General features: G+C 29.0%; 24 protein-coding genes. 12 read left to right on the forward strand and 12 right to left on the reverse strand.

Annotated elements, in window-relative coordinates:
- Positions 1 to 15 precede the first annotated feature (15 nt).
- Both dnaX and VP91_RS03190 read left to right on the forward strand, forming a co-directional pair.
- The gene (gene dnaX, locus VP91_RS03185) at positions 16 to 1,701 is read left to right on the forward strand and encodes a DNA polymerase III subunit gamma/tau (RefSeq protein ID WP_169035992.1); all 1,686 of its coding nucleotides are present in this window, start codon (positions 16 to 18) and stop codon (positions 1,699 to 1,701) included.
- On the forward strand, positions 1,694 to 2,011 hold the full coding sequence (locus VP91_RS03190) for a YbaB/EbfC family nucleoid-associated protein (RefSeq protein ID WP_169035993.1): 318 nt from the start codon (positions 1,694 to 1,696) through the stop codon (positions 2,009 to 2,011). Before dnaX ends, VP91_RS03190 begins: the two co-directional genes overlap by 8 nt.
- On the opposite strand, the gene VP91_RS03195 is transcribed toward VP91_RS03190, so the two are convergent.
- The 5 genes from VP91_RS03195 to VP91_RS03215 are packed head-to-tail and all read right to left on the reverse strand — an operon-like array spanning position 2,008 to position 5,184.
- Positions 2,008 to 2,982, reverse strand: coding sequence for a quinone oxidoreductase family protein (locus VP91_RS03195; RefSeq protein WP_169035994.1), 975 nt, complete (start codon positions 2,980 to 2,982; stop codon positions 2,008 to 2,010). The genes VP91_RS03190 and VP91_RS03195 overlap by 4 nt on opposite strands.
- On the reverse strand, positions 2,982 to 3,821 hold the full coding sequence (locus VP91_RS03200; protein WP_169035995.1) for a pirin family protein: 840 nt from the start codon (positions 3,819 to 3,821) through the stop codon (positions 2,982 to 2,984). Before VP91_RS03200 ends, VP91_RS03195 begins: the two co-directional genes overlap by 1 nt.
- A gap of 2 nt (positions 3,822 to 3,823) precedes the next feature.
- Positions 3,824 to 4,234, reverse strand: coding sequence for a DoxX family membrane protein (locus VP91_RS03205; RefSeq protein WP_169035996.1), 411 nt, complete (start codon positions 4,232 to 4,234; stop codon positions 3,824 to 3,826).
- Positions 4,235 to 4,246: 12 nt separating this feature from the next.
- A complete protein-coding gene (locus VP91_RS03210; protein WP_169035997.1) occupies positions 4,247 to 4,483 on the reverse strand; it encodes a CDGSH iron-sulfur domain-containing protein in 237 nt (78 codons plus the stop codon).
- A gap of 38 nt (positions 4,484 to 4,521) precedes the next feature.
- Entirely contained in the window at positions 4,522 to 5,184 is a 663-nt protein-coding gene (locus VP91_RS03215) for a haloacid dehalogenase type II (RefSeq protein ID WP_169035998.1), read from the reverse strand.
- 17 nt (positions 5,185 to 5,201) lie between these two features.
- Between VP91_RS03215 and VP91_RS03220 the strand changes: the two genes are divergently transcribed.
- The 10 genes from VP91_RS03220 (at position 5,202) to VP91_RS03265 (ending at position 13,335) form a co-directional block, all read left to right on the forward strand.
- Positions 5,202 to 5,903: an RsmE family RNA methyltransferase gene (locus VP91_RS03220; RefSeq protein WP_169035999.1), complete on the forward strand. Its 702-nt coding sequence runs from the start codon at positions 5,202 to 5,204 to the stop codon at positions 5,901 to 5,903.
- Positions 5,904 to 5,964: 61 nt separating this feature from the next.
- Entirely contained in the window at positions 5,965 to 6,780 is an 816-nt protein-coding gene (coxB, locus tag VP91_RS03225) for a cytochrome c oxidase subunit II (protein ID WP_169036000.1), read from the forward strand.
- A 1-nt stretch (position 6,781) separates the two neighbouring features.
- Positions 6,782 to 8,416 carry a cytochrome c oxidase subunit I gene (gene ctaD, locus VP91_RS03230; protein WP_169036001.1) on the forward strand — a complete coding sequence of 545 codons (1,635 nt, stop codon included), beginning with the start codon at positions 6,782 to 6,784 and terminating at the stop codon, positions 8,414 to 8,416.
- 32 nt (positions 8,417 to 8,448) lie between these two features.
- The gene (gene cyoE, locus VP91_RS03235; RefSeq protein WP_169036002.1) at positions 8,449 to 9,360 is read left to right on the forward strand and encodes a heme o synthase; all 912 of its coding nucleotides are present in this window, start codon (positions 8,449 to 8,451) and stop codon (positions 9,358 to 9,360) included.
- Positions 9,357 to 9,482 carry a serine protease gene (locus VP91_RS03240; protein WP_169036003.1) on the forward strand — a complete coding sequence of 42 codons (126 nt, stop codon included), beginning with the start codon at positions 9,357 to 9,359 and terminating at the stop codon, positions 9,480 to 9,482. Before cyoE ends, VP91_RS03240 begins: the two co-directional genes overlap by 4 nt.
- Entirely contained in the window at positions 9,482 to 10,018 is a 537-nt protein-coding gene (locus VP91_RS03245; RefSeq protein WP_169036004.1) for a cytochrome c oxidase assembly protein, read from the forward strand. The genes VP91_RS03240 and VP91_RS03245 overlap by 1 nt, the downstream gene beginning before the upstream one ends.
- A gap of 2 nt (positions 10,019 to 10,020) precedes the next feature.
- On the forward strand, positions 10,021 to 10,809 hold the full coding sequence (locus VP91_RS03250) for a cytochrome c oxidase subunit 3 (RefSeq protein WP_169036005.1): 789 nt from the start codon (positions 10,021 to 10,023) through the stop codon (positions 10,807 to 10,809).
- A gap of 10 nt (positions 10,810 to 10,819) precedes the next feature.
- Positions 10,820 to 11,473: an SURF1 family protein gene (locus VP91_RS03255; RefSeq protein WP_169036006.1), complete on the forward strand. Its 654-nt coding sequence runs from the start codon at positions 10,820 to 10,822 to the stop codon at positions 11,471 to 11,473.
- Positions 11,474 to 12,850 (forward strand): threonine synthase, encoded by a 1,377-nt coding sequence (gene thrC, locus VP91_RS03260; RefSeq protein WP_169036007.1) that lies wholly within the window; start codon positions 11,474 to 11,476, stop codon positions 12,848 to 12,850.
- Positions 12,850 to 13,335 carry a peroxiredoxin gene (locus VP91_RS03265; protein ID WP_169036008.1) on the forward strand — a complete coding sequence of 162 codons (486 nt, stop codon included), beginning with the start codon at positions 12,850 to 12,852 and terminating at the stop codon, positions 13,333 to 13,335. Before thrC ends, VP91_RS03265 begins: the two co-directional genes overlap by 1 nt.
- Here the strand turns inward: VP91_RS03265 and rnhA are convergent.
- Genes rnhA through crtI form a run of 7 tightly spaced genes read right to left on the reverse strand, consistent with a single transcriptional unit; the run spans position 13,327 to position 19,957 of the window.
- Positions 13,327 to 13,752 carry a ribonuclease HI gene (gene rnhA / locus VP91_RS03270; RefSeq protein WP_169036009.1) on the reverse strand — a complete coding sequence of 142 codons (426 nt, stop codon included), beginning with the start codon at positions 13,750 to 13,752 and terminating at the stop codon, positions 13,327 to 13,329. The two genes, VP91_RS03265 and rnhA, sit on opposite strands and share 9 nt — an antisense overlap.
- The gene (locus VP91_RS03275; protein ID WP_169036010.1) at positions 13,752 to 14,720 is read right to left on the reverse strand and encodes a homoserine kinase; all 969 of its coding nucleotides are present in this window, start codon (positions 14,718 to 14,720) and stop codon (positions 13,752 to 13,754) included. The genes rnhA and VP91_RS03275 overlap by 1 nt, the downstream gene beginning before the upstream one ends.
- Positions 14,721 to 15,665 (reverse strand): 4-hydroxy-3-methylbut-2-enyl diphosphate reductase, encoded by a 945-nt coding sequence (gene ispH / locus VP91_RS03280; RefSeq protein ID WP_169036011.1) that lies wholly within the window; start codon positions 15,663 to 15,665, stop codon positions 14,721 to 14,723.
- Positions 15,655 to 16,590, reverse strand: a complete 936-nt coding sequence (locus tag VP91_RS03285; protein ID WP_211181497.1) for a Brp/Blh family beta-carotene 15,15'-dioxygenase — start codon at positions 16,588 to 16,590, stop codon at positions 15,655 to 15,657. The genes ispH and VP91_RS03285 overlap by 11 nt, the downstream gene beginning before the upstream one ends.
- Positions 16,583 to 17,662 (reverse strand): lycopene cyclase family protein, encoded by a 1,080-nt coding sequence (locus VP91_RS03290; protein WP_169036012.1) that lies wholly within the window; start codon positions 17,660 to 17,662, stop codon positions 16,583 to 16,585. Before VP91_RS03290 ends, VP91_RS03285 begins: the two co-directional genes overlap by 8 nt.
- On the reverse strand, positions 17,649 to 18,500 hold the full coding sequence (locus VP91_RS03295; RefSeq protein WP_169036013.1) for a phytoene/squalene synthase family protein: 852 nt from the start codon (positions 18,498 to 18,500) through the stop codon (positions 17,649 to 17,651). Before VP91_RS03295 ends, VP91_RS03290 begins: the two co-directional genes overlap by 14 nt.
- Complete coding sequence (gene crtI, locus VP91_RS03300; protein WP_169036014.1) at positions 18,500 to 19,957, reverse strand: phytoene desaturase family protein; 1,458 nt, start codon at positions 19,955 to 19,957, stop codon at positions 18,500 to 18,502. Before crtI ends, VP91_RS03295 begins: the two co-directional genes overlap by 1 nt.
- Positions 19,958 to 19,972 lie beyond the last annotated feature (15 nt).

Genomic DNA, 19,972 nt, shown 5'->3' on the forward strand with positions numbered 1-19,972 from the left:
TAGTCTCCTTAAAAAATGAATAAAAATACAAAAGTTTTAGCTTTAAAATATAGACCTCAAACATTTGATGATCTTATAGGGCAAGAATTTGTTGCAGAAACTATATTTAACTCAATTAAAGCAAATAAAGTACCTAATGCTTATCTTTTTACTGGGATTAGGGGGATTGGAAAAACTACTACTGCAAGAATAGTTGCCAAATCTTTAAATTGCTTAAATGGTATAGAGGGTCTTTGCAAAGATGATATTTGTGAAAATTGTAATGCTATTTCAAACTCAAATCATATTGATGTATTGGAAATGGATGCAGCAAGCAAAACAGGAGTGGACGACGTGAGAGATCTTATTGAATTTTCGAGATATGGTCCAACTACAGCTAAATATAAAATATTTATTATTGATGAGGTACATATGCTTAGTAAGCAGGCATTTAATGCATTGCTTAAAACTTTAGAAGAGCCACCTGAATACTTAAAATTTATTTTCGCAACTACAGAAATAAAAAAGATTCCTATCACTGTAGTTTCTCGCTGCCAAAGATTTGATTTATCTAGGATTAAGTCATCAGAATTGTTTGAATTTATAAAAAAAATTAAAGAAAAAGAAAATGGTAAAGCATCTGATGATGCTCTTAAATTAATTGTGAAGATCTCAGAGGGATCTGTTAGAGACGCCTTATCATTACTTGATAGGGCATTACTTACATTGAATAAAAACACAGAACTAGACTTAACTTCTGCACAAAAGATTTTTGGTCATTTTGATAAATCTCAATTAATAAATTTATTTCAGCTTATATTTGAAGGCAAGGAAACAGAAGTTTTAAATACTTATAGAGAAATCTATAATCAAGGTGTTGAACCTAAGATTTTTATAAATGATTTTTTAGAGCTTTTATATTATTTTAAAAATATTGATTCATTAAATATTGATGGTACAAATTTTTCATTGAATGATGAAGAGTTTAACAGAATTAAAGAAATTTCTAAAAAAATTAGCAATGAAACTTTAATATTATTTTGGCAGTTTGCCATCAAAGCAACAGAAGAACTTGATATTGTATCTAATCAACATTTATCTATGGAAATGTTTTTAATTAGATTGATACATCTGAAAAGCATCAAGAATACAGACAATAATGTTCACCAAAGTCCACAAAAGACAAATGATAATATAGCTCGTACATCTCTTTTAAAAAAAAATGAAGGAGAAGATTTATTTGAGATAAAGGATAAAGCAGAAACGATTGGTCAAATGAAAAATATTGCCCAAGAAAAAAATGTGACACTTAAAGATAATAAGGAAATCGAAACACAAAAAAATCTTATAAATTCTTTTGATGACTTACTAAAAATATGTTTATCTAAAAAAGAAATTAAGTTGAAATATGAATTAGAAAAAAATGTAAACCTTGTTAGTTTTGAGAGTCAAAGAATTGAAATTTCATTTAACGAAAAGCTAGATAAAGATTTTATTAAAGATCTATCATTAAAACTTTTTGAGTGGACAAGTAACAGATGGATAATAACACTCAGTAAAACTAAAGGCCAGCCATCCAAAAAAGAAACAGAAGTAAATCTAAAAAAAGAATTAATTGAAGATGTAAAAAACTCTTCAATTTATAGAAATATTTTGAAAAAATTTCAAGATGCTGAAATAGTTGATGTGATAACTAACAAGAAAGAAGAGAAAGATGACTGATTTTACAAAAATTTTAGATAAAGCCAAAGAACTTGAAACTAAAATGAAAGAAAGTCAGGAAAAAATTAAAAATATCCAAGTTGAAGGAACGTCGGGTTCTAACTCTATAAAAGTTACATTAAATGGAGAAAATGAAATGATTAAAATAAGCTTATCAGATGAGGTAATGAAGGAAGATAAAGTTATTATTGAAGACTTGATAATGGCAGCTCACAACAATGCAAAGACAGAGTTAAAATCGAAAACTTCAGAAGAAATTTCAAAGTCTACAAATGGGTTTGGTTTTCCAGGTTTGAAATGGCCTTTTTAATTTGGAATTATTACGGCCGGACCTGTTAATAGCCTAGCTTCTAATTCTTCATGAGCTTTATTGGTATCACTTAAAGGATATTTTTTAAAAATTTCAACTTTAAATTTATCAGATAAAACTGCATCAAAAACTTTTTTTGCAGATTCAATAAGCTCTTCTCTTGTCATTGTATAATGTGCAATTGATGGTCGCGTAAAAAATAAACCTTTTGCGTTAATATGTTTTTTAACATCTATGGTATCAACGTAGCCTGAGGCGTTACCAAAAGCAACCATCATGCCCCTAACTTTTAAGGTTTCAATTGACCCATCAAATGTTTTAATGCCAACACCATCATAGACAACGTCAACTCCATTTTTTCCTACAATTTTTTCTACTTCTTTAACAAAGTTTGTATCTGTATAATTTATCACATGATGACAGCCATTTTTTTTAGCAATAGCTTCTTTTTCTTTAGAGCCAACAGTTCCAATAACTTCTGCTCCTAATGAATTTGCCCACTGACATAAAATTTGACCCACACCACCAGCAGCCGCGTGGTATAAAACTTTATCACCTTTTTTAATTGGATAAGCTCTGTGCAATAAATATTCAGCAGTAATTCCTTTAAGCATAATACAAGATGCAATTTCATTTGAGATACCCTCAGGAACTAAAACTAGTTTTTCTTGGGGGAATAATTGTTTTTCTGAATAACTTCCAATTGGCATTGAAGAGTGAGCCACTCTATCTCCAACTTTAAATAAATCAACTTCTGAACCAATATCTTCTATTATTCCACACGCTTCTAAACCAATCCCACTTGGAAGAGGAATAGGGTACAAACCTGTTCGGTGATAAACATCAATATAATTAAGACCAATTGATAAATTTTTTATAAGAACTTCTTTTGGACCTGGTTTACCTATTTCAACATCTTTGATCTGTAAAGTTTCAGGACCACCAAATTTTTCTATTTCAATTTTTTTCATTATTTTACAAATGTACCATTATGATAATCTTGTACTGCTTGCAAGATTTCAGCTTTAGTATTCATTACAAATGGTCCACCTCTTGCAATAGGCTCACCAATAGGTTTTCCAGATATCAATAAAAATTTAGCTTTAGTTAAGCTAGATACTTTCAACTTTTCACCCCTAGTTAGGATAACTAAAGTAGAGTTTTTAGCTTGGTCATGGTTTTGATCTCCAACCTTAATTTCTCCATCTATTAAGTAAATTAAAGAGTTATGTGTTGAAGGAAGATCAAAATTAAACTCCTTACCTTCTTCAATCTCTACATCAAAGTAAACTGGCTCAACGTTATGACCCTTAACAGGTCCTTCAGCATTTTTAAATTTTCCAGCAATTACTTTAACTATTTTATCATCATCTTTATGAGTACTCATTTTATCTGCATCAATATAAATATATTCAGGTTTGTTCATTTTTAATTTAGCAGGCATATTTACCCATAATTGAAAACCATGAAGTTTACCTTCTGTCATTGCAGGCATTTCAGAATGAATTATTCCACCACCAGTTTTCATCCACTGAACATCTCCCGAAGACATCTTGCCTTTAGCCCCAGTGCTATCTTCATGTTCAAACTCTCCACTTAACATGTAAGTAACTGTTTCAATTCCTCTGTGAGGGTGGGGAGGGAAGCCTCCGATATAATCATCTTTATTTTCAGAACCAAACTCATCCAACATTAAAAAAGGATCGTGGTAATCAATAAGATGAGTGCCAATACTTCTTTTTAATTTAACGCCAGCACCATCTGATGCTGCAACTGGTTCAATTATCTTTTTTACCTTTATTTGACTCATGTTTAAGTTCGATTACCTTTTATCAAGAAATAAATTCCACCGATTAAAAGAAATATTTGTTCACTAGTAAATAATTTTGTTGTGAAAAACCAGTCTTTGTGAGCAAAGATAAGTATAGTAATCATTAAGATAGTTATATTAAGTCCTGATAATCTTGTGAGTATATTTCCAAAAGGATTTTTAATAAAACCACTTATTATTAATACCAATCCTGTCAACAGTTCAGATAAAGCAACTGTTGATGCCAACATAGGCGACAGACCAAAATATTCAATTAATCCCTGAGGAGGTAATGGAAATTTTTTTGAACCATGAATGATAAAAGCCACACCAATTCCAAACCTAAAAATTGAAGAAGCAAGCGCATCTATATTTGAAAAAAAACTATTAATTTTATTATTTAAATTATGCATTTTATCCTTTTGTTATTTATTGTGCGATCCATCACAAAATGGCTGATTGTTGGTTTGTTTACAAGAGCAAAAAAACATTTTTTTTGTCTCATCTGCCTTATAAGCTAACGGAGTAAACTCAGTTCCTTTATGTGATCCATCACAAAAAGGTTGTTTTGAACTTTTTCCACATGAACACCAATAGTAAGATTTATCTTTTTCAACTTCAACTGCGATTGCACTATCGCCTGCTCTTTGTCCTTTAGTCATGTTTACCCTTTCAATTTAATTGACCTCTACCTATAGAATTAGATGATATCAAGCAACTGTTTTAAGTTTTTAACCTCTTCTTTAGGCTTGTAGTCAAGGTTATCAAAAATATTATTATTTCTGTTTACCCAAATAGAACTGTAACCATAATTTCCACCACCAGATACATCCCAAGTATTAGCACTTAAAAATGCAACTTCTTCTTTTTGTATTTTATATTTTTTAATTGGCATGTCGTAAACTTTTGAATCTGGTTTATAAATGCCAACTTCTTCAATTGAAAAAATATCATCAAAGATATTTTCCAAATTATTACTTTTAACTAATTCATTAAGAAGATCAGGTGTTCCATTAGAAAGAATACCTAATTTAAAATTTTTCTTTTTTAATATTTTTAAAACTTCTGGCACTTCTTTAAAAGGTGAGAGCACTTTATAAAGGTCTAATAATTCATTTTTCATTGAAGCATCTATCTCAAATGCCTTCATTGATTTATCTAGACTGTCTTCTGTGACTTGCCAAAAGTCTTTATGTCTATTCATTAGACTTCTAAGCCAAGTGTATTCTAATTGAGTAGTTCGCCAGTAATTTGCAAAACCTTCCCACTTATCGCCAATTTTATCTTTACATTTTTCTGCAGCAGAATTGACATCAAATAAAGTGCCATATGCATCAAAAATTATTGCTTTAATATTTTTCATAAATTAACTTAACATTAATGAGTAATATTAGATTATTTTTTAAAGAAAGTTTATCACTTAATTTAACAGCTAAGCTTGATAAATCACAATCTCACTATGTAAATAAAGTAATGAGGGTTAAAGTAGGTGAAGTTTTTTCTTTATTTAATATCAGTGGAGAATGGGAGGCAAAAATTTTAAATATTTCAAAAAGTATAGTTGAGTTTAGTATAACAAAACAATTAAGACAAAAAGAAAATATAAAAGATTTGTGGTTAGCTTTTTCACCTATTAAATCAAACTACTTTAATTTTATGATTCAAAAAGCAACAGAGCTTGGGGTTACAAAATTTTTGCCTATTATTTTTGACAGAACGATTGTTAGAAAAATTAACAAAGAAAGGTTAAAAAAAGTAATTATAGAAGCAGCTGAACAGTCTAATCGTATTAATGTTCCGTCTATTGAAGAACCCAGATCTTTAAAAGAATTTTTATCTAATCAGAAAATAGATTTAATATTTACAGATTTAAATTCTCAAAATAAAAAAATAGATTTAGATAAATTATCTGCTAATCCAACTTGCGTTATAATTGGTCCTGAGGGTGATTTTTCTGAAGAAGAAAGACAGCAGATTCTTGCTTTTAAAGGTGTTCAACCAATCAAAATAAACGAAAACATACTTAGATCAGAAACTGCTGTAATTTCAGCCTTAACAATTGTTAATTATACCATTAATTGATATTTTGTCGCGAAAACTAAAGTGTAATTTTTTAAAAGACACTTTATATAGTGTGTAACAAATGAAAAAATTTATATTTACAGTTCTTGCAACAATTTCATCAACTAATGTTTGGGCTGATCAGCCTAAAAATTGGCAGTTAGGTTTTCAGGACTCAGCTTCTCAAAGTATGTCAGAAATTGTTAGCTTTCATAACAACATTCTTCTTCCAGTAATTATTGCGATTAGCGTTTTTGTTTTATTTCTTATGATTTATGTTTGTATAAGATTTAGAGCTTCAAGAAATCCAAATCCTTCAAGAACAACTCACAACGTTGCTGTAGAAGTTCTATGGACTTTAATTCCATGTTTAATTTTAATAGTGATGGCAGTTCCATCTTTTAAAATTTTATATAAGCAAGACACAATTCCAAAAGCGGATATTACAGTGAAGGCTATAGGCTATCAGTGGTACTGGGGATACGAATATCCTGATGAAAATATTATTTTTGAGTCTTACATGATTAAAGAAGAAGAATTAAAAGAAAACCAACCAAGACTTTTAACTGTTGACAACGAAGTTGTTGTTCCGGTTAATAAAGTGGTTAAAGTTTTAATTACTGCGAATGATGTCTTACATGCTTGGGCATTACCATCATTTGGAGTTAAAAGAGATGCGGTTCCAGGAAGAATAAATGAAACTTGGTTTAAGGCTGAAAAAGTAGGAACGTATTATGGTCAATGTTCAGAGCTATGTGGAATACAACATGCTTTTATGCCGATCACAGTAAGAGTTGTAACAGATGAAGAATATGCGATATGGTTAGCAGATGCTAAAATGAAATTTGCTAAAGAACCAATTTTAGAAAATGAATATAAAAAACTAGCGAGTAAATAAAATGTATACACAAACAGCATCACACGACGATCATCATACACCAACAGGTTGGAAACGTTGGGCTTATTCAACTAACCACAAAGATATTGGAACAATGTATTTAATTTTTGCAATTGTTGCAGGAGTTATTGGTACAGCCTTTTCAGTTTTAATGAGAATCGAATTAATGCATCCTGGTGATGGAATTTTAGGTGGCAACTATCATTTGTATAATGTCTTGGTTACTGGTCATGGACTAATAATGATTTTCTTTATGGTAATGCCAGCAATGATTGGTGGATTTGGTAACTGGTTCGTCCCAATTATGATTGGTGCACCTGATATGGCCTTTCCAAGAATGAATAATATTTCGTTTTGGTTATTGCCAGCTTCATTTATTTTATTATTACTTTCTATTTTTGCAGATGGCCCTCCAGGCCAGCAAGGAGTTGGCGGCGGTTGGACTTTATATCCACCTTTATCTTCTAAGGCTGGACAACCTGGTCCTGCAATGGATTTTGCAATTTTAAGTTTACACTTAGCTGGAGCTTCTTCAATTCTAGGAGCAGTTAATTTTATTACAACAATTTTAAATATGAGAACACCAGGCATGACTTTGCATAAAATGCCTTTATTTGCTTGGTCTGTTTTAGTTACAGCATTTCTGTTATTATTATCATTACCTGTTTTAGCGGGAGCAATTACAATGCTTTTAACCGATAGAAATTTTGGAACAGCATTTTTTGATGCACAAACTGGAGGAGATCCAGTTTTATACCAACATTTATTTTGGTTCTTTGGTCATCCAGAGGTTTATATTTTAATCCTACCTGGCTTTGGAATGATAAGCCATATCGTTTCAACATTTTCTAAAAAACCTGTATTTGGATATTTAGGGATGGCTTATGCAATGGTTTCAATTGGTGTAGTTGGTTTTGTTGTTTGGGCGCACCACATGTACACAGTTGGTTTAAGCACTGATACTAAAGCATATTTTTTAGCTGCAACAATGATTATTGCTGTACCAACAGGAATTAAGATATTTTCATGGATAGCAACAATGTGGGGTGGATCAATTTCATTTAAAACACCAATGTTGTGGGCATTAGGTTTTATATTTTTATTTACAGTTGGTGGTGTAACAGGTGTTGTACTTGCGAATGCTGGTGTTGATACTGCAATGCATGATACCTATTATGTGGTTGCTCACTTTCATTATGTATTATCTCTAGGAGCTGTATTTGCAATCTTTGCAGGATTTTATTACTGGTTTGGTAAAATGTCCGGCTATGAATATTCTGAATGGATGGGAAAATTACATTTCTGGTTAACTTTTATTGGTGTAAATTTAATATTTTTTCCCCAACACTTCTTAGGTTTAGCAGGAATGCCAAGAAGATATGCTGATTATCCAGATGCTTTTGCTGGTTGGAATTATGTTTCATCAGTTGGTTCATATATAGCAGTTGCTGGTTTATTAGTATTTTTTATTAATTTAATTTATTCTTTTGCAAAGAAAAAAGCTGCAGCTCAAAACCCTTGGGGTGAAGGAGCCACAACTTTAGAATGGACTGTGCCGTCACCACCAAATTTTCATACTTTTGAAGAATTACCAAAATTTGAAGATCCAGATGGTGTTGAAAAAGCTACCAGTTAATAAATTTTAAGTTTATTCTAAATAAAATATTAATGATTAATTCAAAATTAAAAAATAGAAACTTAAGTCAGGAAGATGTGTTTAATTTTTCTGAATTATTTAAATTGATGAAACCAAGGGTAATGTCTTTGGTTATCTTTACGTGCGCTGTAGGACTTTTAATGGCACCTACTGCAATTTCAACCAAAGATGCAATGATTGCAATTTTATTGGTATCTATTGGAGCTGGAGCAGCTGGAGCTCTAAATATGTGGTACGAGTCAGACCTTGATGCTTTAATGACAAGAACCTGTCTAAGACCAATTCCAATTGGTAAAGTTAATAGAAAACAGGCTCTAATTTTTGGAACATCACTTTCATTTTTTTCAGTGATTGCATTAGACTATTTTGCAAATACACTTTCAGCAGCATTACTGTTATTTACAATTTTGTTTTATGTGTTTGTTTATACAATTTGGTTAAAAAGAAAAACACCTCAAAATATTGTTATTGGAGGAGCTGCAGGAGCACTACCACCGGTAATTGGCTGGACTATTGCTACTAACTCACTTTCTCTTGAACCAATAACTTTTTTTCTTATTATATTTTTTTGGACTCCATCTCATTTTTGGGCATTAAGTCTCTATAAATCTGATGATTACAAAAAAGCAAAAATTCCAATGCTTCCATTGACCAACGGAATAGAGAGCACAAAATTAAATATTTTAGTTTATTCATTATTAATGTTACCAATGATTATTATACCCTATGTAATTGGTTTAGTGGGTTTGGTATTTCTAATACCATCCTTAATGTTGACACTATATTATAATTTTTTATGTTTTGAGCTTTATAAGTTTAAAAAGGATAAATTTAACCCTAAAAAAGCAAAGACTATATTTGGATATTCAATTTTATATTTATTTTTGATATTTGTTATTTTTTTGATAGATAAAATACTATGATGATACCAGACAAAAAAACTAAGCGAAAAAATATTTTAACAGCTTTAGCAATTTTAGGATTTATGGTATTTCTATTTTTCTTTACCCTTTATAATACAGGTGTTTTTGATAGATCAATATAATGCAAAAAAAAACTTTAACTCCAATTCTTTTAGCTGGAATATTTTTTCTTATGTTAGGCCTTTCATTTGCTGCAGTACCATTATATGACATATTTTGTAGAGTGACTGGCTTTGGTGGAACAACTCAAATATCAAAAGAAGCACCAAAGATAGTTTTAGACCAAAAAGTTAGTGTTCGTTTTGATACAAATGTAAATAAACTTCCATGGAATTTTAAAGTAAAAAAAAATGTAATGGATGTTAAGATTGGGCAAGTGAATCGAATTGAGTTTGAAGTAGAAAATTATGGAAACGAGACAACTTATGGAGTTGCTGCGTTTAATGTGTCACCATCATCATTTGGTAAATATTATAGTAAATTGGGTTGTTTTTGTTTTGAAAAACAGGCTTTAAAAGCAGGTGAAAAGGCGACGTATATAATGACTTTTTATTTGGATCCAGAAATGGTAAATGATCCCAACACCAGAAATATTAAAGATGTAACTATGTCCTATACTTTTTTTTCATCAGATTACTATAACCAATCAAAATTATAAAAATGTCAGCAGAAAAAAAACATGATTATCATTTAGTAGATCCAAGTCCATGGCCTATATACGTCTCATTTTCTTGTTTAATTTTAGCAATAGGTTCTGTTTATTATTTGCATAGTGAAGTTTCTTGGGGAATGTATCTTGGTTTAGCATTATTACTTTATGGAGCATACATGTGGTTTAGAGATGTTGTTATTGAAGCAGAGCATCAAGGACACCACACACCGGTAGTGCAAATTCACCACAGATATGGAATGACACTATTCATTGCTTCAGAAGTTATGTTTTTTGTTGCATGGTTTTGGGCTTATTTTGATGCAAGTTTATTTCCATCATTAGCAATTGGAGGAACATGGCCACCTAAAGATATTGTAACTTTTGATCCGTGGGATATTCCACTTATTAATACTTTAATTCTACTTTTGTCTGGAACAACAGTAACATGGTCTCACCATGCGTTATTAGAAGGTGATAGAAAAAGTTTTATTCAAGGACTTGTACTTACTGTAATACTTGGATTCTTTTTTTCATTGTTACAAGCTTATGAATATCATCATGCAACTTTTGATTTTTCAGGAAACATATATGGTTCAGTATTTTATATGGCAACAGGTTTTCATGGGTTTCACGTAATAATTGGTACTATATTTCTTGCAGTATGTTTAATGAGAGCAAGAAAAGGTCACTTTACAAAAGAACATCACTTTGGATTTGAAGCTGCTGCATGGTACTGGCATTTTGTGGATGTTGTCTGGTTATTTTTATTTGCTGCTATCTATATCTGGGGAAGTTAATTTTTAGCCATTGAGATATAAATTTTTATTTTCTATTTTTGTATTTTTCTTTATTTCTGTATTTATAGCTCTTGGTAGTTGGCAGATAATTAGGCTTAATTGGAAATTAGAATTAATCAATCAAATAAAAACTTCACTCAAAGATGATCCTGTTAGTCTTAAAAGCAGTAATGAAAAAAACTATTTAAGAATTAAAACTAATGGATCAATTGATTTTGAAAAGCAAATTTATCTGTATAATTTAAATGAAAAAGGAAAACCAGGCTTTGAGGTAATTAATCCATTAAAAATTGGAAATAAAAACTATTTACTAAATAGGGGGTGGATACCATTTAACAAAAAAGGTAATGACATTATCAATATTGTTGATGAAAATAATATAATTGGAATTTTAAAAATACAAATAAAAGCTAACAGATTTAAGCCCAAAAACGATCTTTCAAATAATTATTGGTTTACACTTAATAGAGAGGATACTTTTAAGTTTACAGGTAAGAAATTTTCCCCATATGTGATTTATCTTTCTGGAAATAATGAATTACCAAAACCAAAATTGATTACTGCAAATATTTCAAATAACCACAAAAAGTATGCAATGACTTGGTTTTCGTTAGCGATTTCAATTTTTTTACTATATTTATATTTTAGAAAAAAAAATTATTAAATGAAATACATAAGCACCAGAGATAACTCAAAAGAATATAACTTTGAGCAGGTATTTATTAAAGGGCTTGCAGATGATGGAGGCTTATTTGTTCCAAAAGAAGTTAAAAAATACAGCACTGAGGAAATAAAAGTATTAAGCAACTTGAGTTATCAGAATTTAGCAAAAGAAATAATATATCCATTTATAGGTGACTTTATGACAGTAAATGAGTTGTCAGATATTGTTGATAAATCATATTCTGTATTTAGAAAAGATAACGTCGTAGATTTAATTAAATTAAGTGATACTACGATTTTAGAGTTATTTCATGGCCCAACGCTAGCCTTTAAAGATGTAGCCATGCAATTATTAGGAAACTTCTATGAATATTATTTAAAAAAAAATGATAAAAACATAAATGTTGTAGTTGCAACATCTGGAGATACAGGTGCTGCTGCAATAGATGCAATTAAGGGAAAAAAGAATATGAATATATTTGTTCTTCACCCTCATGAAAAAGTGTCACTCGTTCAAAGAAAACTTATGTCAACAGTCAAAGAAAAGAATGTCTTTAATATAGCGATTGAAGGTAACTTTGATGATTGTCAAAATTTAGTCAAATCAATGTTTGCAGATAAAGAATTTTCTAACTCAATTAATATGTCAGGTGTAAATTCAATAAATTGGGCAAGAATTATTGCACAAGCTGTTTATTATTTTTATACGTATTTCCAAGTACATGACAAAAAACCTATTAATTTTTCAGTACCGACTGGAAATTTTGGAGATGTATATGCTGGTTATCTATCAAAAAAAATGGGTTTACCAATAAACAAATTTATAGTTGCAACTAATAAAAATGATATTTTGCATAGAGCAATTTCTAATGGAAATTATGAAGCAGAAAGTGTGTCTGAAACAAACTCACCAAGTATGGATATTCAAATTGCTAGTAATTTTGAAAGATTAATTTATGATTTAAATAATTGTGACGACAACGAAACGAAAAAAATCATGCGTGGAATTAAAGAGGAAAGTAAATATGTTATTTCAAAAGATAAAATGGAAAGAATAAACAAAGATTTTTTATCAGCAAGCATGAGTGAGAAAGAAATTTTAAATACAATTAAAGAAGTTCACATTAAATATGATATTATACTGGATCCACATAGTGCAATAGGATTTGGATCTTTAGATAAAGTAAATTTGGAAGGTAATAATATTGTTTTAGCAACCGCACATCCATGCAAGTTTCCTGAGGCTATAGATAAATCAATTGGAATTAAACCTGACTTACCTGATGAGCTAAAATATGTTATGAATGAAAAAGAAAATTATGATATTATTTCGAATAGTCTAAGCCAAACTCAACAATACATTAAGGAAAAAATATAATGAAACTAAAAGAAAATGAAACAATACCTAATTCTGAACTTTTTATTATGGAGGATGGAAATCCAATTAAGAAAAATACATTTGAGTTTTTTAAAGATAAGAAGATAGTTTTATTTGGTTTACCTGGTGCTTATACATCAGTTTGTTCGGCCAAACATTTACCTGGATATGTTGATAGTTATGATAAATACAAAGCAAAAGATGTAGATTTAATAGCCTGTATCTCAGTAAATGATCCATTTGTAATGGAGGCCTGGGGCAAGAGCAATAATGTTACAGATAAAGTTTTGATGATGGCAGATCCATTTTTAAGCTTTACGAAAGCAATAGGCGCTGAAGTAGATAAGAGTGCTAGAGGTTTAGGTATAAGATCAAATAGATACACAATGTTAATAGACAATCTAAAAGTAATTAAATTACAAGAAGAAGAAGATACTGGTGCGTGTGAAATTTCGGCTGCCCAGAATTTTTTAAATTTAGTTTAATTCAGCAGCTTGCTTAGCTAATAAATCAACTTCTTCATTTAGAATATTTCCAGCATGAGCCTTTACCCATATCCATTTAATTTCATGAGATTTATTTAATTTATAAAGCTGCATCCAAAGCTCTTTGTTTTTTACTGGTTCTTTTTTAGAGGTTAACCAATTATTTTTAATCCATTTATGCACCCAATCAGTAATGCCTAATTTCACATATTGTGAGTCTGTATAAATTTCAATAGTTTGTGGTTCTTTTATTTCCTGAAGCGCTTTTATTGGAGCCATTAGCTCCATTTTATTGTTAGTTGTTTCTTTAACACTTCCACTAATTTTTTTTATTTTATCATTAATATTTATGATTGCAGCCCAACCTCCATTTCCAGGATTTTTTAAACAAGAACCATCAGTATAAATTTTTATCATTATTTATAATAATCTTTATAGTTATTAAGATTGTTGTGGATAATTAGTTTTTGAAAATATTCGTTGGGTTCTTTGATCTGAATTAGTGCAGTTTTAGGAGTGTTATAATAATCATAAAATCTAGTTAGCAGGTATCTTAAAGCTGCACCTCTACATAATATATTTAATGAGTCCTTCTCTTTTTTTGAAATAGTTCTTTTAGTTTCATATCCATCAATTAAGTGTTTGATTTTTTTATTATTCATTACAAAAGTATTTCTTTTTTTATCAAAACATAAGGCATTTATACAGATTGCAATCTCATACATCAGAAAATCGTTACTTGAAAAATAAAAATCAATAAATCCAGAAAATTTATTTTTATTAAAGAAAATATTATCTATAAATAAATCTCCATGAATAATTCCACTTGGCAATTTTTTTGGCCATTGATTTTTAATATCTTTTAAGCATACATTAAGAATAGGTTTTAGTTTTGGAGCTATTTTATTAGACTTAAATCTTATACTTTTCAATAAACCACTTAATTTACTAATAGACATAGAGTTTTGTCTATATAGCTTTATTTTAGTTCCAGCCTTGTGGAATCTTGCAATATTTTTTCCAATATCAAAACAATTTTTAAAATTAAGTTTACTCTTATCTTTCCCTTTTAAAAAACTCACGATACTTGCAGGTTTATTTTGAATTTTACTTAAGTGCTTACCGCCACTATTCCTTAATGGTTTTGGACAAATAATTTTTTTTTGATTTAGTTTTTCCATTAAGTTCATAAAAAAAGGTAAATCTTTTTTCCGAACTCTTTTTTCAAAAATAGTTAAAATAAATTTGTTTTTATTTGTTTTTAATAAATAGTTTGTATTTTCTATTCCTTTTTTAATTCCTTCAGATTTGACTATTTTTCCTAATTTATAATCTCTACTTAGAGATAGAATGTCTTTACTATTTATTTTAGTGTATACAGCCATCTAATTTAATTTTGTAGGAACTTTAAAAACAATATTTTCTTTGATAATTTCAACTTCCTCAATTTTTATTTTAAAATTATCTTTCAATTTATTAATGAAATTTTCAACTAGAACTTCAGGCGCTGATGCACCAGATGAAACACCGATTGTTTTACAATTTTGTATTTTTTCAAAAGGAATTTCACTTTCAGAGTGAATTAATTGAGCATGTGGGCAGCCAGTTTGCTCTGCTACCTCAACCAAACGAACTGAATTTGAGGAATTTCTACTTCCTAAAACAAAAAACATATCGCATTGCTTGGCAATATTTTTAACAGCTGATTGACGATTAGTGGTTGCATAGCAAATATCCTCTTTAAATGGTTCTTTAATTTGTGGAAATTTTTTTTTAAGAGCTTTTATTATATTTTTAGTGTCATCAACTGATAGAGTTGTCTGAGTAACATATGCAATTTTTTTATTATCATCCAATTCATATAATTCAACATCATGCTCATCTTGAATCAAATCAATCGTATTTTCTGATAATTGCCCCATAGTACCAATAACTTCTGGATGATTCTTGTGACCTATAAGAACAATATGGTAACCAGCTTTGTGAAGGTTTTCTGCTTCTCTATGAACTTTTGAAACAAGAGGACAGGTAGCATCTATATATTCCATATTATAGCCATTAGCTTCTAGAGGTACTGACTTTGGTACACCGTGTGCAGAAAAAATTACTGGTCTAGTTTTATCTTTAACCTCTTCTAACTCTTCAACAAAAATTGCACCTATTGCCTTAAGACTATCCACTACATGTTTATTGTGAACTATTTCATGTCGCACATAAACTGGTGGACCATATTTTTTTATACTTTTTTGAACTATTTCTATTGCTCTTTCTACACCAGCACAAAAACCTCTTGGAGCAGATAACAATACTTTAATTTCTCTATTTTTCATTTTTTTCTAAAAGATACTCAAGCAATATATGGGGAAAGGTTAAAGACGCCAAACCAATAAATATAACTTTTAATATTGCATCATTTAATTGGTAGAAATTAGAAAGGAAATATAAGCTTATAACATAAAAAATAGCAGTTAAACCTGTAAGTGGCATAGCTTTTTTTATAAAAGTTATAGCACCAACTTTAAAACTATTTTCATTGAGCTCTGTTATCAGTGAAATTGTATGTCGAAATGAATGTAGGAAACAAAAGTATATTGTAAAGGCAATTAGTGGAGTTAAAAAATAATTCAGAACAATAATTGAAAAAAAATCTAAAAATATCAAAATGTTTATAATTTTAAAATCTTTTAAAAAGTAATAAATGCTAGATAGTAAAGAAATAGATAAAGCAAAAAGTAATATACTGTTATCTTCAATAAAGTTTAAGAATAAATAAAACTTTTCATTTTCTATTAAAAGTAATTTAAAAATATTAATTGTTTCAACGAAGTGAAACATTAATGGTGCAATTATAATTAGAGATCCTTTAAAGAAATAAAAAATTAGATTTGATACATTTTTATTATTTATCAAAAATTCTGTATCTTCTTTCCCAAAATGATACGAGGCAACTACTAAAAAAAAAATAAGAGACACGGTTGGAAAAAATAACCAAAATATGATGATACTAATCCCAATAAGAGAATATATTAAATAAAAAAAAAATGATTTTTTTATATTATATAATTGGCTAAGTTTTTTACCTTTTTGACCGTCTAGAGCACCATGTGAAATTCCAATTATAAGAATAAGAAATAAACATACCACTGGAGAGATAATTAAGTTTTCGAATTGATTAACAGCCAAAGTAATGAAGCATGAAAAAAGAAAAAAAATTATTGAATGATAGAAATTAATTTTATTTATTAGACTATGCATTATATTTTAAAAGGGCTTTAATAAATAACGATTTTTTAGCTGTTTTAAGTATTATTAATAAATCTTGAAATATATTACTCTTATTAGATAGAAATTTAATTACAGTTTCAGGAGAGTTATCAAACATTTTGAAAAATATATTTGGCATTTGGTTGGCATGATTATTTAAAACTCTTAAAAATATCTTATCTAGAAATTGATATTTTTTTTTAATTTTATATCCTCTTATTTTATCAATATTATCAATATTTTCTCTTATGAATCTGCTGTGTTCTTGAATATTTAAAAAAGTGTATCCAGTACTTAATCTAGTCATATGTCCCGCGGTACCTATATTTATTTTATTTTTTTCATTAACATTTGATGGATAAAAAAGTGGTATAGCACCATTTTCTTTATAATTAATTTTGTAATTTTTAATATTTAGATGATTTTCAATGTAATTTTTTAATTGCTGATCATAATCCATTTCCAGATCATTATTCATTTTAGATAACCACGTAGTTTCAACCATAGCCTTATTTTTACTAAAAGGTAGTGTGTAAAAGAAATGAACACTTTCATATTGTTGACAATCAAAATCCATTAAATTCATTATCTTTTCATCAAAAACATCTTTAGTAGTCTCGATCTCAATACCCTTAAAGTGTTGCCAAAGCTGATTTTCGTTAGATTCTATTGAAGGAACACTATTGAAAATAAGCGAGTTATTTAAGCTTACCTCATTAATATTTTTATAAAATTTAATATTCAGATTTTTTTTTATTGTGGAGTTTATTTTTTTATAGAATAGTCCACTATCAATTGATTGATAAGGTAGCTTATTACATTCTAAAAATTTAGTTTTATTGGGTATATTTATAGAAAAATTATCCCAACTTTTTTTAACACAATCTTCAAAATTATGATTTGTTGTTTTCCAGAAAGACCAAGTTTTATCCCTTTTGTACTCTAGTCTAGGCTCAATAATTGCTAATGTTTTATTTTTGAGTTTATTATGAGTTTCTAATTCGTATGCCAAAGATAATCCAGCACAACCACCACCAATAATTATATAATCAAATTCTTTCATTTAAATCTATTTCTTCACTAATTAAAAAATGTTCATTATTCATAAATTTACTATTTTGTTTTGTTAGCAAAAGTGTTATTAAGTCAAATATAGAAAGAATTGTTTGATAAATTTTAGTAATATTATTTACATAAATCTTACCAGCTTTATTGTAATTTTCTATATTTTTTGTTCTTAAAATTTTATCACCTATTTTTTTGTAAACTCTTCTTGCTACAAGTATTGCAAATCTAAATTTAAAAGGTATTTCCTTTATTGCAACAAAAGAACTTTTATAGAATAAATCAGCTAACGCTAAGGTATTACTTATTGTCTCAAAATCATTCTTAATATAAAATCTATTAACGTTTGAGTCCTCCACAACATCTCTAGATATGTTTGTTAGTTGCATCGCAATACCCAAGTCTATAGCAGCTTTTATTGAATTTTGATCTTTAACATTTAAAATTTTTGCCATCATTAGGCCTACTGTGCCAGCAACCCTGTAAGAATAAATTAACAAATCTTTTTTATTATTTAATTGAACTTTTTTATTCAAATCTGATTCAACACCATCAAATAAGTCTTCAACAACTTTAATTCTAATTAAATGGTGATCCATAAGATCCCACATATTTTTAATTATTATATTATTATAGTTCTTATTAAGAAAATCATTTTTAAAAACTAATAAATTTTTTTTTTTAATTTCTAATTCACCATCATCATCTGCAATATTGTCTACAGTTCTGCAAAAATCATATAGGGAAGAACATTTTTGGTAAGTTTTTTTTGGTAAAAAGGAACCAGCCCAGTTAAAAGACTTTGCATAAATAGACAGGTAGTTTTTATTAGACATTATATAATCTTATCTAAAACTTTTGCTGAGGATAGCACGCCAGGTACACCTGCACCAGGATGTGTTCCGGCACCAACAAAATATAATCCATCACAAACCTCAGATTTATTATGGAATCTAAAATAAGCCGATTGTGTAAATTTTGGCTGTATAGAAAAGCCCGACCCGAATTTAGTATTTAATTCCCTTTCAAAGTAATCCGGAGTTAAATAAAAATCTTCAACAATATTTTCTCTTAGATTAGGCAATAAAGCTTTCTCCATTTTATCTATAACAAGATCTTTCATTTTATCACCTTCAATTTTCCAGTTTATTTTAGACTGATTATTTGGAACTGGAACTAACACATAGAAGCAATCATTTCCATCTGGTGCCATAGTTTTATCAGTAGCAGATGGTCTATGAAGATAATAACTTATGTCATTATTCAATTTTTTTTTATCAAATATATCATTTAAGTGCTCTTCATACTTGTCACCAAACTTAATTGTATGATGTTCGACATTAGGATATTTTTTTTTAGTCCCAAAGTAGTAAACAAACAGACCCATAGAATACTGCATTCTTTTTTGTTTCCACTCAAATAGAGAATTAGTCTTAGGGTAGTTAAGAAGCTTTTCGTACACAGCAGGTGGATCTGCATTACAAATTACATTATTTGCATTTATTTTTTTTTGATTTTGTAGTTTTACACCTTCAATTTTATTATTCTTTGAAATAATATTTTTAACTTCTTGACCTTTAATAATTTCTATTCCTTCTTCTATCATTAATTTTTCTAAACCTTTAATTATATTGCCAGTTCCACCCATTGAATAATGTATCCCCCATTTTTTTTCTAGATAAAGTATCAACCCATAAATCGATGTTGTTGTAAAAGGGTTTCCACCAACTAAGAGAGGATGCATACTTAGCATGCGTCTTAATTTTTCATTTTTAATATATTGAGAAACTAACGAGTAGACTGACTTATAACTTCTTAGTTTTAAGAGCGCAGGCAGTTGTTTCATCATCATTAAAGGTTTATCAAAAGGTACATCTGCCAGTTCAGTAAACCCTTTGTCAAATATTTTTTTAGTAAATTTTACAAGTTCCTCATAACCTTTAACATCCTCTTCGTTTATTTCTTTAATCTGTTTCCTCATTTCTTCCTCATTACCTGAATAATCAAACTGACTTCCATCTTCATAAATAAATCTATACCAAATCTTAAGAGGAGTAAGTTTTATATAGTTCTCTGGTTTTTTATTAAAAAGTTGAAAGAGTTCTTCGATTAAATAAGGAGCTGTAATTACAGTGGGACCGCCATCAAATATAAAACCATTTTTTTTAAATGTTCTAGCTCTACCACCAAGGTCAGGAAGTTTTTCAATCAATGTAACGTTATGATTTTTTGCTTTTAGCCTTAAAGCAGCTGCTATACCACCAAAACCAGAACCAATGACAATCGATTTCATTTGCTCAATCTATAT

It is taken from the genome of Candidatus Pelagibacter communis, assembly GCF_012932795.1.
Taxonomy (GTDB): Bacteria; Pseudomonadota; Alphaproteobacteria; order Pelagibacterales; family Pelagibacteraceae; genus Pelagibacter; species Pelagibacter ubique_S.